Source organism: Buttiauxella noackiae ATCC 51607 (assembly GCF_001654865.1).
Lineage (GTDB): Bacteria > Pseudomonadota > Gammaproteobacteria > Enterobacterales > Enterobacteriaceae > Buttiauxella > Buttiauxella noackiae.
The window spans coordinates 218,003-230,454 of record NZ_LXEO01000049.1 but is presented as its reverse complement, the minus strand read 5'-3'; the positions used below and the strand labels follow the sequence as shown (position 1 = coordinate 230,454).

At 50.8% G+C, this 12,452-nt stretch carries 13 protein-coding genes; 12 read left to right on the top strand and 1 reads right to left on the bottom strand.

Annotated features, from left to right (window positions below):
- Positions 1-127 precede the first annotated feature (127 nt).
- Together rpoH and M979_RS16780 are read left to right on the top strand one after the other, a co-directional pair.
- Positions 128-982 (top strand): RNA polymerase sigma factor RpoH, encoded by an 855-nt coding sequence (gene rpoH, locus M979_RS16785; protein WP_034460519.1) that lies wholly within the window; start codon positions 128-130, stop codon positions 980-982.
- Positions 983-1,394: 412 nt separating this feature from the next.
- On the top strand, positions 1,395-2,498 hold the full coding sequence (locus tag M979_RS16780) for a branched-chain amino acid ABC transporter substrate-binding protein (RefSeq protein WP_122974048.1): 1,104 nt from the start codon (positions 1,395-1,397) through the stop codon (positions 2,496-2,498).
- A gap of 92 nt (positions 2,499-2,590) precedes the next feature.
- Here the strand turns inward: M979_RS16780 and panM are convergent, their stop codons facing one another.
- Positions 2,591-2,971 carry an aspartate 1-decarboxylase autocleavage activator PanM gene (gene panM / locus M979_RS16775; RefSeq protein WP_064555707.1) on the bottom strand — a complete coding sequence of 127 codons (381 nt, stop codon included), beginning with the start codon at positions 2,969-2,971 and terminating at the stop codon, positions 2,591-2,593.
- Between the two features lie 416 nt (positions 2,972-3,387).
- Here panM and livK point away from each other — a divergent pair, with 416 nt between their 5' ends.
- From livK to ugpE, 10 genes are all read left to right on the top strand, one after another.
- Positions 3,388-4,500: a high-affinity branched-chain amino acid ABC transporter substrate-binding protein LivK gene (livK, locus tag M979_RS16770; RefSeq protein WP_034460512.1), complete on the top strand. Its 1,113-nt coding sequence runs from the start codon at positions 3,388-3,390 to the stop codon at positions 4,498-4,500.
- 73 nt (positions 4,501-4,573) lie between these two features.
- Positions 4,574-5,500: a high-affinity branched-chain amino acid ABC transporter permease LivH gene (livH, locus tag M979_RS16765; protein WP_034460510.1), complete on the top strand. Its 927-nt coding sequence runs from the start codon at positions 4,574-4,576 to the stop codon at positions 5,498-5,500.
- On the top strand, positions 5,497-6,783 hold the full coding sequence (locus tag M979_RS16760; protein WP_034460508.1) for a high-affinity branched-chain amino acid ABC transporter permease LivM: 1,287 nt from the start codon (positions 5,497-5,499) through the stop codon (positions 6,781-6,783). The genes livH and M979_RS16760 overlap by 4 nt, the downstream gene beginning before the upstream one ends.
- Positions 6,780-7,547 carry a high-affinity branched-chain amino acid ABC transporter ATP-binding protein LivG gene (gene livG, locus M979_RS16755; protein ID WP_034460506.1) on the top strand — a complete coding sequence of 256 codons (768 nt, stop codon included), beginning with the start codon at positions 6,780-6,782 and terminating at the stop codon, positions 7,545-7,547. The genes M979_RS16760 and livG overlap by 4 nt, the downstream gene beginning before the upstream one ends.
- Positions 7,548-7,565: 18 nt before the next feature.
- Positions 7,566-8,279 carry a high-affinity branched-chain amino acid ABC transporter ATP-binding protein LivF gene (livF, locus tag M979_RS16750; RefSeq protein WP_034460504.1) on the top strand — a complete coding sequence of 238 codons (714 nt, stop codon included), beginning with the start codon at positions 7,566-7,568 and terminating at the stop codon, positions 8,277-8,279.
- A 181-nt stretch (positions 8,280-8,460) separates the two neighbouring features.
- A complete protein-coding gene (locus tag M979_RS16745) occupies positions 8,461-8,682 on the top strand; it encodes a type II toxin-antitoxin system Phd/YefM family antitoxin (protein WP_034460502.1) in 222 nt (73 codons plus the stop codon).
- The gene (locus M979_RS16740; protein ID WP_064555706.1) at positions 8,679-9,050 is read left to right on the top strand and encodes a type II toxin-antitoxin system death-on-curing family toxin; all 372 of its coding nucleotides are present in this window, start codon (positions 8,679-8,681) and stop codon (positions 9,048-9,050) included. The genes M979_RS16745 and M979_RS16740 overlap by 4 nt, the downstream gene beginning before the upstream one ends.
- A gap of 260 nt (positions 9,051-9,310) precedes the next feature.
- A complete protein-coding gene (gene ugpB / locus M979_RS16735) occupies positions 9,311-10,630 on the top strand; it encodes a sn-glycerol-3-phosphate ABC transporter substrate-binding protein UgpB (protein WP_064555704.1) in 1,320 nt (439 codons plus the stop codon).
- Positions 10,631-10,722: 92 nt separating this feature from the next.
- Complete coding sequence (ugpA, locus tag M979_RS16730; protein WP_064555702.1) at positions 10,723-11,610, top strand: sn-glycerol-3-phosphate ABC transporter permease UgpA; 888 nt, start codon at positions 10,723-10,725, stop codon at positions 11,608-11,610.
- Positions 11,607-12,452 carry a sn-glycerol-3-phosphate ABC transporter permease UgpE gene (ugpE, locus tag M979_RS16725; RefSeq protein ID WP_034460497.1) on the top strand — a complete coding sequence of 282 codons (846 nt, stop codon included), beginning with the start codon at positions 11,607-11,609 and terminating at the stop codon, positions 12,450-12,452. The genes ugpA and ugpE overlap by 4 nt, the downstream gene beginning before the upstream one ends.

The window sequence follows — 12,452 nt, the reverse complement described above, 5'->3', positions numbered from 1 at the left end:
TTTACAGTGAACTTGTGGATAACATCACTGTCTGAGTTTACTGTGGATGGTACGGTTTGGCGCTTGACGTGTTGTCAGGTGCAGCATGGTGTAGCAACCTGTACGTTAGTCTTAAGAGAGGGTTTGAATGACCAAAGAAATGCAAAATTTAGCTTTAGCCCCTGTTGGTAACCTGGAATCTTATATCCGGGCCGCTAATTCCTGGCCGATGTTAACGGCTGAGGAAGAGAAGGAGCTGGCTGAAAAGCTGCATTACCAGGGCGATCTGGAAGCAGCGAAAAGGCTGATCCTGTCTCACCTGCGCTTTGTTGTTCATATCGCTCGTAATTACTCGGGCTATGGCTTGCCGCAGGCTGACTTGATTCAGGAAGGCAACATCGGCCTGATGAAGGCAGTGCGTCGCTTTAACCCGGAAGTCGGTGTCCGTCTGGTGTCGTTCGCCGTGCACTGGATCAAGGCTGAAATTCACGAATACGTTCTGCGTAACTGGCGTATTGTGAAAGTGGCAACCACTAAAGCACAACGTAAGTTGTTCTTTAACCTGCGTAAAACTAAACAGCGTCTGGGTTGGTTCAACCAGGACGAAGTGGAAATGGTCGCCAACGAGCTGGGTGTTTCCAGCAAAGATGTCCGCGAGATGGAATCTCGTATGGCGGCGCAGGACATGACGTTCGACATGGGTAACGACGACGATTCAGACAGCGCGCCAATGGCTCCTGTGCTGTTCTTGCAGGATAAATCTTCTAACTTTGCTGACGGCATTGAAGACGACAACTGGGAATCGCACGCGGCTGATAAACTCAGCGATGCCATGTTAGGCCTGGATGAACGTAGCCAGGATATTATTCGTGCCCGTTGGCTCGACGAAGAGAATAAGAGCACGCTGCAAGAACTGGCCGATCGTTATGGTGTTTCTGCTGAGCGTGTGCGTCAGCTTGAAAAGAACGCAATGAAAAAACTGCGCATGGCCATCGAAGCGTAAGTTATTCAACAAGACAAAAAAACCGCCTTCCGGGGCGGTTTTTTTATGCCCGTCACTTTCCTTTCCCATTGTGAAAAAATTGTTATTCCAAAAACCGTAAATTCGGGTATGTTTTTAACTCGGAGTGCGGCGAAGGCACGCGCGGTGTTCTTAAATCAAAAATAAAACCGTGCCAAAACAACACAACAATTATCCATTAGCATTCGAGTTGCAGGACAAAAGGTTTTTACCTTTTGAACAGCGCTTGCGCTGGCCCCAACGGGGCGAGGCTTTGCCGAGTAACGCGGCCAGGGAGCTTATCCCGATGAACTTACTAAGGTAAGTGATTCGGGTAAGTGAGTGCAGCCAACACCCCTGCAGCTTGAAGGATGATGGGTAAATACCAATCACAACAAGAATGGGGATTCTCAGGATGAAAATGAAGGGCAAAGCGTTATTGGCTGGTTGTATTGCGCTTGCGATGAGCAACGCGGCATTTGCTAAGGATATCAAAGTAGCGGTAGTTGGGGCGATGTCTGGCCCGGTTGCTCAGTATGGCGACCAGGAATTTACCGGTGCAGAACAAGCGGTTGCTGATATTAATGCCAAAGGCGGCATCAAAGGCGACAAACTGGTTATCACTAAATACGACGATGCTTGTGACCCGAAACAAGCCGTGGCTGTCGCTAACAAAGTGGTTAACGATGGGATCAAATACGTTATCGGCCACCTGTGTTCCTCTTCCACCCAGCCTGCGTCTGACATCTACGAAGACGAAGGTATTCTGATGATTACCCCTGCGGCAACGGCTCCTGAGCTGACTTCGCGCGGTTATAAACTGACAATGCGTACTACCGGTCTGGACTCCGATCAGGGCCCGACTGCGGCGAAATACATCCTTGAGCATGTAAAACCGAAAAACATCGCGGTAATTCATGACAAACAACAGTATGGCGAAGGCCTGGCGCGCTCCGTTCAGGACAACCTGAAAAAAGGCGGCGCTAACGTGGTGTTCTTTGATGGCATCACCGCAGGCGAGAAAGACTTCTCCACGCTGGTGGCACGCCTGAAGAAAGAGAACATCGACTTCGTTTACTACGGTGGCTACCACCCGGAAATGGGTCAGATCCTGCGTCAGTCTCGTGCAGCAGGCCTGAAAACTCAGTTCATGGGTCCAGAAGGTGTTGCGAACGTTTCATTGTCTAACATTGCCGGTGAATCTGCTGAAGGCCTGTTAGTCACCAAACCGAAGAACTACGACCAGGTTCCTGCTAACAAACCGGTTGTAGATGCCATCAAAGCGAAGAAACAAGATCCAAGCGGCGCATTCGTATGGACGACCTACGCAGCACTGCAATCTTTGGCGGCGGGTCTGAACCAGTCAGAAGATCCTGCTAAGATCGCGACTTACCTGAAAGGCGCGACGGTGGAAACCGTAATGGGGCCGTTGAGCTGGGATGAGAAGGGCGATCTGAAGGGCTTCGAGTTTGGCGTGTTTACCTGGCATGCTAATGGTACGGCGACCGACGCTAAGTAAAAATTGTCGGGTGGCGCTGGCGCTTACCCGACCTACTTTTGCTCACGTGATCGTAGGTCGGATAAGCGTTAGCGCCATCCGACGCTTAAATCCTACTTCTCCCAACCACCACTCTGTTCAACAAAGCCCAAAGCCCGCATAAATGCCGTCATAACTGCGCGGTCTTCCACGCCGACATCTGCCATCCACCAACCGGCAACGTCAGGATTATCACGAATCACTTCTTCGATCAGATATTGCCCAACGCCACGGCGACGGGTGATTTCACGTACCCGTAGCGAATCTAATGCACCTTCTGTTCCGGCAAGCGTGACGCGAACCGCGCCTAATAGTCTGTCATTAAATTTTGCAGCATAAATTCTGTGAGTATCAGTCAAAGCAAGCGAAGCGCTGGAGTATTCCGGCCAGATCTTAGCAAGATCGATCTCATCCTGAGCACTACACTCAAACAGACGAATGATGGTGAGTTTCATAAGCGAGCTAACCAAAAAGCGGGAAAACCCCGAGTGTAACCAATTTATTTGCGCCAGACGCTTTATCTTTTATCTGTCATATACCAGACGATTAATTTTTGCGTCAAACGTATGCCAGTTCGATAAGCGGCAGATTGAAATATGGTCAGTATAAAACCCTAAAACCTAGTGATTTATTCCGCTCTTTGTATCGCTATTTTATGCTGAAAAAGCTGCTTTTTTTTGTTTAACTATGAGCAAATACAGAATAATATCTTTGCTTAATAGCCTGAAAAATAGAGAGTTTAGCTTTAAAAATTGTAAATTTTAGCGCTAAGCCCTTAAAGGCACTCATAAAAATGGTTAAAGGCTACAAAACGCACAGTGCGTTTTTTGGTCACTATAAAACCACATAATCACGAACAGGAATTGGATCTATGAAAATGAACGCGAAGACATTACTCGCTGGGGTTATTGCGCTGGCGGTGTCTCACGCGGCAACCGCAGCAGACATCAAAGTTGCGGTTGTTGGTGCGATGTCTGGTCCGGTTGCGCAGTGGGGCGATATGGAATTCAACGGCGCGCGCCAGGCAATTAAAGACATCAACGCTAAAGGCGGCATCAAAGGCGACAAACTTGTTGCGGTTGAATACGACGATGCTTGTGACCCGAAACAAGCGGTAGCAGTTGCCAACAAAATCGTTAACGACGGTGTGCGTTATGTCATCGGCCACCTTTGCTCTTCTTCTACTCAGCCAGCGTCTGATATCTACGAAGACGAAGGCATCCTGATGATCACCCCTGGCGCAACTAATCCAGAGCTAACTGCTCGCGGTTACAAAATGATTATGCGCACCGCTGGCCTGGACTCTTCTCAGGGCCCAACGGCATCTAAATACATTCTCGATACTGTGAAACCGAAGCGCATCGCAGTCATTCATGACAAACAGCAATATGGCGAAGGCCTGGCGCGTTCTGTACAGGATGGCTTGAAAAAAGGTGGGGCTAACATCGTCTTCTTCGACGGTATCACTGCGGGCGATAAAGACTTCTCCACGCTGGTTGCGCGTCTGCAGAAAGAAAACATCGACTTCGTTTATTACGGCGGCTACTACCCAGAAATGGGTCAGATTCTGCGTCAGGCGCGCGCTGTTGGCCTGAAAACTCAGTTTATGGGTCCAGAGGGTGTGGGTAACGCATCGCTGTCTAACATCGCAGGCAATGCAGGCGAAGGTATGTTAGTGACTATGCCAAAACGCTATGACCAGGACCCGGCGAACAAAGCTATTGTTGATGAGCTGAAAGCTGAGAAGAAAGATCCAAGTGGTCCATACGTATGGATTACTTACGCAGCAGTGCAATCTCTGGCGACTGCACTTGAGCGTACCGGCAGTGCAGAGCCTGCTGATTTAATCAAAGATTTGAAAGCTAACGGTGCTAAAACCGTGATTGGGCCGCTGAACTGGGATGAGAAAGGCGATCTGAAGGGATTTGATTTTGGTGTATTCCAGTGGCATGCCGACGGTTCGTCATCTGTTGCGACGAAATAAGCAGATCGGTAATTCTGGGTCATCCCACCTCCCCGGCGGCTATGCGCTGGGGAGGAATAAATAAGGTTATTGTATGTCCGAGCAGTTCCTCTACTTCCTGCAACAGATGTTTAACGGCGTCACGCTGGGTAGTACTTACGCGTTGATAGCCATCGGTTACACCATGGTTTACGGCATTATTGGCATGATCAACTTCGCCCATGGCGAGGTATATATGATCGGCAGCTACGTCTCGTTTATGATCATCGCAGCGCTGATGATGATGGGCATTGATGTGGGCTGGATGCTGGTTGGTGCGGGTTTTATTGGTGCCATTGTCATCGCCAGTGCCTACGGCTGGAGCATCGAGCGCGTTGCGTACAAGCCGGTGCGTAACTCTAAGCGTCTGATTGCACTGATCTCTGCTATCGGGATGTCCATCTTCCTGCAAAACTACGTCAGCCTGACCGAAGGTTCACGTGATATTGCGCTGCCTAGCCTGTTTAACGGCCAGTGGGTCGTCGGTGCCAGCGACAATTTCACCGCAACCATTACCACAATGCAGTTGGTGATTTGGGTTGTAACGTTCATCGCAATGCTGGCTCTGACGCTGTTTATTCGCTACTCCCGCATGGGCCGTGCGTGCCGTGCGTGTGCAGAAGATTTGAAAATGGCGAGCCTGCTCGGAATTAACACTGACCGCGTTATCTCCCTGACCTTCGTCATTGGCGCAGCCATGGCTGCGGTTGCAGGTGTACTGCTCGGCCAGTTCTACGGCGTTATCAACCCATACATCGGCTTTATGGCCGGGATGAAAGCTTTCACCGCAGCAGTACTTGGCGGTATCGGTAGTATTCCTGGTGCGATGATTGGTGGCCTGATTTTAGGTGTTGCAGAGGCGCTGACTTCCGCGTATCTGAGCACTGAATATAAAGATGTTGTCTCCTTTGCGCTGCTCATCGTGGTACTGCTGGTTATGCCTACCGGTATCCTGGGTCGCCCGGAGGTAGAAAAAGTATGAAACCGATGCATGTTGTTTTGGCGCTGCTTTCGGCGGCCATATTTTTCGTGCTGGCGGGCGTCTTTATGGGCGTTCAGCTGAGCCTCGATGGCACTAAGCTTGTCGTCCATAGCGCAGAAACGGTGCGCTGGGAATGGGTGTTGATTGGTACAGCGATTGTCTTCGTCTTCCAGTTACTGCGCCCTGTATTCCAGAAAGGCATGAAAAAAGTCTCCGGGCCGAAGTTTGTCCTGCCTGCGTTAGACGGTTCTACGCCGAAACAAAAACTGTTCCTGTTGGCATTGTTGGTGCTCGCGGTTGCGTGGCCATTCGTGGTGTCACGCGGTACGGTGGATATCGCAACGCTGACGATGATTTATATTATTCTCGGCCTTGGCCTGAACGTAGTTGTCGGTTTGTCTGGCTTGTTGGTTCTGGGCTATGGCGGTTTTTATGCCATCGGTGCTTATACCTTTGCGCTGCTCAACCACTACTACGGTCTGGGATTCTGGACATGCTTGCCAATTGCGGGCCTGGTGTCTGCGGCAGCAGGTTTCCTCCTCGGCTTCCCAGTTTTGCGTTTACGCGGCGACTACCTCGCGATTGTGACGCTCGGCTTTGGTGAAATCGTCCGTATTTTGCTGCTCAATAACACCGAAATTACCGGTGGCCCGAACGGCATCAGCCAGATTCCAAAACCTACGCTGTTCGGTCTGGAATTCAGCCGCAGCGCGCGTGAAGGCGGATGGGATACGTTCAGCAACTTCTTTAACGTCGCATATAACCCAGGTGACAGGATTATCTTCCTGTACCTCGTTGCGCTGTTGCTGGTTGTGCTGTCGCTATTTGTCATTAACCGACTGCTGCGTATGCCTCTGGGCCGTGCATGGGAAGCATTGCGTGAAGATGAGATTGCTTGCCGTTCACTGGGTCTGAACCCAACGCGTATCAAGCTGACCGCATTCACTATTAGCGCCGCATTTGCAGGCTTTGCCGGTACGCTGTTTGCGGCACGTCAGGGCTTTGTTAGCCCGGAATCTTTCACCTTTGCCGAATCTGCATTCGTACTGGCGATTGTTGTGCTGGGTGGTATGGGCTCGCAGTTTGCCGTTATCCTCGCCGCCGTGCTGCTGGTGGTGTCGCGCGAATTGATGCGTGATCTGAACGAATACAGCATGTTGGTGCTGGGTGGCTTGATGGTGCTGATGATGATTTGGCGTCCACAAGGCTTGCTGCCAATGTCTCGTCCGCAATTAAAGCTTAAAAAAGAGCAAGTGGAACAAGTGAAAGGAGAGCAGGCATGAGTCAGCCATTGTTATCCGTAAACGGCTTGATGATGCGTTTCGGCGGCCTGCTCGCCGTAAACAATGTTTCTCTGGAACTGCATCCACAAGAAATTGTTTCGTTAATCGGCCCGAACGGTGCCGGTAAAACCACGGTGTTTAACTGCCTGACTGGTTTCTACAAGCCTTCAGGCGGTACGATTCTGTTGCGTGATCAGCACCTTGAAGGTTTGCCGGGCCAGCAAATTGCACGTATGGGCGTGGTGCGTACTTTCCAGCACGTGCGTCTGTTCCGTGAAATGACCGTGATTGAAAACTTGCTGGTTGCTCAGCATATGCAACTGAAAACCGGTGTGTTCTCAGGTTTGCTGAAAACACCCGCTTTTCGCCGCTCACAAAGCGAAGCGCTGGATCGTGCCGCAACATGGCTTGATCGTATTGGTCTGCTTGAGCAGGCTAACCGTCAGGCGAGCAATCTGGCGTATGGCGATCAGCGCCGCCTTGAGATTGCACGCTGCATGGTCACTCAGCCAGAAATTCTGATGCTTGATGAGCCAGCGGCTGGCCTTAACCCGAAAGAAACGCATGAGCTCGATGAGTTAATCATGGAGTTACGCAACCATCACAACACCACCGTGCTGTTAATCGAGCACGATATGAAACTGGTGATGGGCATTTCTGACAGGATTTACGTGGTAAACCAAGGGACGCCTCTTGCGAACGGCACGCCGGAGCAAATCCGTAATAACCCTGACGTAATCCGCGCCTATCTGGGCGAAGCATAAGAATGGGTGAGGCATAAGATGGAAAATATCATGTTGTCATTTGACCACGTAAGCGCCCACTACGGAAAAATCCAGGCGCTTCACGAGGTCAGTCTGCATATCAAACAGGGCGAAATTGTCACCCTGATTGGCGCAAACGGTGCCGGTAAAACCACGCTGTTGGGAACACTGTGTGGTGATCCGCGTGCTTCAAGCGGCAAGATTACCTTTGATGGTAAAGACATTACCGACTGGCATACCGCGCGCATCATGCGTGAAGCCGTTGCAATTGTGCCAGAAGGCCGCCGCGTGTTTTCTCGCATGACAGTAGAAGAAAACCTGGCGATGGGCGGCTTCTTTGCGGAACGCGACCAGTATCATGAACGCATCCAACGCGTTTACGAACTGTTCCCGCGCCTGCTGGAGCGTCGTATTCAGCGTGCGGGCACGATGTCTGGTGGTGAGCAGCAAATGCTGGCAATTGGCCGTGCATTGATGAGCCAGCCGCGTTTGTTGCTGTTAGATGAACCGTCGCTCGGTCTTGCACCAATCATCATCCAGCAGATTTTCGACACCATCGAAAAATTGCGCAGCGAGGGGATGACCATCTTCCTCGTTGAGCAGAACGCCAACCAGGCGCTGAAGCTTGCTGACCGTGGCTACGTGCTGGAAAACGGCCACGTGGTGCTGGAAGACACAGGCGACGCACTGTTAGCTAACGAAGCGGTACGTAGCGCCTACCTTGGCGGCTAATTTTACCCGTCATACTTCAAGCTGTAGGACTAAAACGCCTTCATCGTTTTAGTCCTACAACTCGAATTATCTAGGTTATATGCCTTAATTAAAAAGGAGCTCACGAGCTCCTTTTTTTCTCTCTGACTTCAAAATCGTACAATATACTTGTACAATAAATGTGTACTTTAAGGAGTCTGAAATGAACACCATGAATTATAGTGAGGCACGGCAGAATCTTGCCGCAGCATTGGATTTAGCCGTTGATGGCCAGCCGGTAACCATTACCCGTCGCGGGCATAAATCGGCAGTGATTATTAGCAGTGAAGAGTTTGAACGTTATCAGGAGGCAAAAATGGATGCGGAATTTGCCGCCATCATGGATGTTCATGGTGATGCGATAAGGGCACTGGCAGATAAATGACAATTCAGTTTATCTCAGCGGAAGAGATAGTTCAGTTCCATGACAGAATTTTGAAAATGACGCCCGGTGTCCCAGGAATGCCCGATCGCGGCAGAGCTGAAGCGTTGTTGTACCGTGTGCTGAATAAGTATGTCTATGAAGGCATCAATGATCTCTATTTGCTTGCCGCGATGCATTTGCTGGCGATTTCTCGCGGCCATATTTTTAATGATGGCAATAAACGTACGGCGCTTTTTATTACCTTATTATTCCTGCGTCGTAATGGTATCGATCTTCCTGGTAGCCATCACTTTGTTCAGCTCACAGTCGATGCCGCTGCAGGGCAGCTTTCTCTGGATGAAATAGCGGAACAACTGCGCCTGGCATAATTCCGTCATCTCCCCTTCACCCCATCGTCACGATCCTGTCACCTCACGGTTATTTTTCTGTCATACGCGCATGTCATGTTTTGATGCGAACAAAAACGCGTATTTCCGCGCAACCTATAGACCCCTAAATAATTCTGGTTGCATCGCGGCGGCAACAGAGCAAGTCCCGATGAGCTTACTCAAGTAAGTGATTCGGGCGGTGAGTGAAGCCAACAAAGATGCGGCCTGAAGTATGAAGGGGATAACTAGAGAGATAAGACATGACTGCATCGTTACGACATACAGCACTTTGCTTAGCGCTAGGATGCGTATTTAGCAGCAGCGCCATCGCAGCCACCTCCATTCCGTTCTGGCATTCCATGGAAGGTGAACTGGGCAAAGAAGTCGATTCACTGGCTCAACGCTTCAACCAGACGCACCCTGACTACCAAATTGTCCCGGTTTATAAAGGCAACTACGAACAAAATCTGGCGGCAGGGATCGCGGCTTTCCGCTCTGGCAACGCACCGGCTATTTTGCAGGTTTACGAAGTAGGCACCGCCACCATGATGGCTTCCAAAGCGATCAAACCGGTGTACGAAGTGTTCAGCGATGCGGGCATTAAGTTCGATGAATCCCAGTTTGTGCCGACGGTTTCCGGTTATTACACCGATGCGAAAACCGGGCATTTGCTCTCACAACCGTTCAACAGCTCCACGCCAGTGCTGTATTACAACAAAGACGCCTTCAAGAAAGCCGGGCTTGACCCTGAACAGCCGCCAAAAACCTGGCAGGATCTGGCTGAATACACCGCCAAACTTAAAGCTGCGGGCATGAAATGCGGCTACGCCAGCGGTTGGCAGGGCTGGATCCAAATCGAAAACTTCAGCGCCTGGAATGGCCTGCCGGTTGCGACGAAAAATAACGGTTTCGATGGCACCGACGCAGTTCTGGAATTTAATAAACCAGAGCAGGTGAAACATATCGCCCTGCTGGAAGAGCTTAATAAGAAAGGCGATTTCAGCTACTTTGGCCGCAAAGACGAATCCACCGAGAAGTTCTACAACGGTGATTGCGCCATCACCACCGCCTCTTCCGGCTCGCTGGCTGATATCCGCCACTACGCCAAATTCAACTACGGCGTGGGCATGATGCCTTACGATTCCACCATTCCGAATGCGCCGCAAAACGCCATTATTGGTGGGGCAAGTCTGTGGGTTATGCAGGGTAAAGACGCCGCAACTTACAAAGGCGTTGCCGAGTTTATGCAGTTCCTTGCTCAGCCAGAAATTGCTGCTGAATGGCACCAGAAAACAGGTTATCTGCCGATTACCAAGGCCGCGTATGACCTGACGCGCAAACAAGGCTTCTACGAGAAAAATCCGGGTGCCGATATCGCTACGCGCCAGATGATGAACAAGCCGCCATTACCATTCACCAAAGGTCTGCGTCTGGGCAACATGCCGCAGATTCGTACCATCGTGGATGAAGAACTGGAATCTGTGTGGACCGGCAAGAAAACCCCTCAGCAGGCTTTAGATAGCGCGGTTGAGCGTGGGAACCAGCTTCTGCGCCGTTTTGAACAGTCGACGAAGTCTTAAAACTTTACCATCGCCTTAACCCCCTCCCAACCTCCCCTGGAAAGGGGGAGGTTGGGAGGGGGTCATCCAGAGTCACCTACAAGAGCAACACTATGTCATCATCTCGTCCGGTGTTCCGTTCCAGCTGGCTTCCGTATGCACTAGTCCTGCCGCAACTGATTATCACCATTATCTTTTTCATCTGGCCTGCGGGCGAAGCTCTGTGGTATTCACTCCAGAATGTCGATCCGTTTGGGCTTTCGAGTACGTTTGTCGGACTGGACAACTTCAAACAGCTATTCCACGACAGTTACTATCTCGACTCTTTCTATACCACATTGATTTTCAGTGGCTTAGTTGCTGGCAGCGGCCTGCTGGTGTCACTCTTTTTCGCCGCGCTCACCGATTATGTCATTCGCGGCAGTCGAATCTACCAAACGCTAATGCTGCTGCCGTATGCGGTGGCACCAGCGATTGCCGCCGTGCTGTGGATATTTCTGTTTAACCCTGGACGTGGCCTGCTGACCCACGTGCTTGAGCAGTTTGGTTATCACTGGAACCACGCGCAAAACAGTGGTCAGGCGATGTTTCTCGTCGTGTTTGCCTCGGTGTGGAAGCAAATCAGCTACAACTTCCTGTTCTTCTTTGCGGCATTGCAATCTATCCCTCGCTCGCTCGTAGAGGCTGCATCGATTGATGGCGCAGGGCCGGTACGACGTTTCTTCAAGTTGTCGCTGCCGCTCATTGCTCCGGTGAGTTTCTTTCTGCTGGTGGTGAACCTGGTGTATGCCTTTTTTGATACCTTCCCGGTTATCGACGCCGCAACAGGCGGTGGCCCGGTGCAGGCAACCACCACGCTAATCTACAAAATTTATCGCGAAGGTTTTGCCGGGTTGGATCTTTCCGCCTCGGCGGCACAGTCAGTCGTGCTGATGTTCTTAGTGATAATCCTGACCGTGGTCCAGTTTCGTTTCGTGGAACGTAAGGTGCGTTATCAATGATTGAGAATCGTCGTGGGCTGACCATTTTCAGCCATACCATGCTGATACTTGGCATCATCGTCATTCTATTTCCCATGTATGTCGCATTTGTCGCGGCGACACTGGATAACCAGGCCGTATTTCAGACGCCGATGACGCTGATTCCTGGCACGCATCTGCTGGAAAACATGTCTTATATCTGGACGCATGGTGTTGGTGCTAACAGTGCACCGTTCGGCCTGATGCTGTTCAACAGTTTTGTGATGGCGCTGGTTATCACCATCGGCAAAATCACGGTGTCGATGCTTTCCGCTTTTGCCATCGTCTGGTTCCGTTTTCCGCTGCGTAACCTGTTCTTCTGGATGATCTTTATCACCCTGATGCTGCCCGTTGAAGTGCGTATTTTTCCAACTGTTGAAGTCATCGCAAATCTTAAAATGCTCGATAGCTACACCGGTCTGACGCTGCCACTGATGGCTTCAGCGACCGCGACCTTCTTATTCCGCCAGTTCTTTATGACGCTGCCCGATGAGTTAATGGAAGCGGCACGCATCGATGGTGCAACACCGATGCGTTTCTTTCGCGACATCGTGTTACCGCTCTCAAAAACCAATCTGGCGGCGCTGTTCGTCATCACCTTTATCTACGGCTGGAACCAGTATCTGTGGCCGCTGCTGATCATTAGCGACGTAAACCTCGGCACGGCGGTGGCGGGTATCAAAGGGATGATGTCTTCCGGCGAAGGAAGCACTCAGTGGAACCAGGTGATGGCGGCCATGTTACTGACCCTGATTCCCCCGGTAATTATCGTTTTAGTAATGCAACGCGCGTTTGTGCGTGGCTTAGTGGATAGTGAGAAATAA

Bases quoted from the DNA above. Each gene is read 5' to 3' on its own strand.
- M979_RS16745 (WP_034460502.1), top strand. From the start codon at position 8,461: ATGAACACCATGAATTATAGTGAGGCACGGCAGAATCTTGCCGCAGCA.
- livH (WP_034460510.1), top strand. From the start codon at position 4,574: ATGTCCGAGCAGTTCCTCTACTTCCTGCAACAGATGTTTAACGGCGTC.
- ugpE (WP_034460497.1), top strand. From the start codon at position 11,607: ATGATTGAGAATCGTCGTGGGCTGACCATTTTCAGCCATACCATGCTG.
- livF (WP_034460504.1), top strand. From the start codon at position 7,566: ATGGAAAATATCATGTTGTCATTTGACCACGTAAGCGCCCACTACGGA.
- livG (WP_034460506.1), top strand. From the start codon at position 6,780: ATGAGTCAGCCATTGTTATCCGTAAACGGCTTGATGATGCGTTTCGGC.
- M979_RS16760 (WP_034460508.1), top strand. From the start codon at position 5,497: ATGAAACCGATGCATGTTGTTTTGGCGCTGCTTTCGGCGGCCATATTT.
- M979_RS16740 (WP_064555706.1), top strand. From the start codon at position 8,679: ATGACAATTCAGTTTATCTCAGCGGAAGAGATAGTTCAGTTCCATGAC.
- rpoH (WP_034460519.1), top strand. From the start codon at position 128: ATGACCAAAGAAATGCAAAATTTAGCTTTAGCCCCTGTTGGTAACCTG.
- livK (WP_034460512.1), top strand. From the start codon at position 3,388: ATGAAAATGAACGCGAAGACATTACTCGCTGGGGTTATTGCGCTGGCG.
- ugpA (WP_064555702.1), top strand. From the start codon at position 10,723: ATGTCATCATCTCGTCCGGTGTTCCGTTCCAGCTGGCTTCCGTATGCA.
- M979_RS16780 (WP_122974048.1), top strand. From the start codon at position 1,395: ATGAAAATGAAGGGCAAAGCGTTATTGGCTGGTTGTATTGCGCTTGCG.
- panM (WP_064555707.1), bottom strand. From the start codon at position 2,971: ATGAAACTCACCATCATTCGTCTGTTTGAGTGTAGTGCTCAGGATGAG.
- ugpB (WP_064555704.1), top strand. From the start codon at position 9,311: ATGACTGCATCGTTACGACATACAGCACTTTGCTTAGCGCTAGGATGC.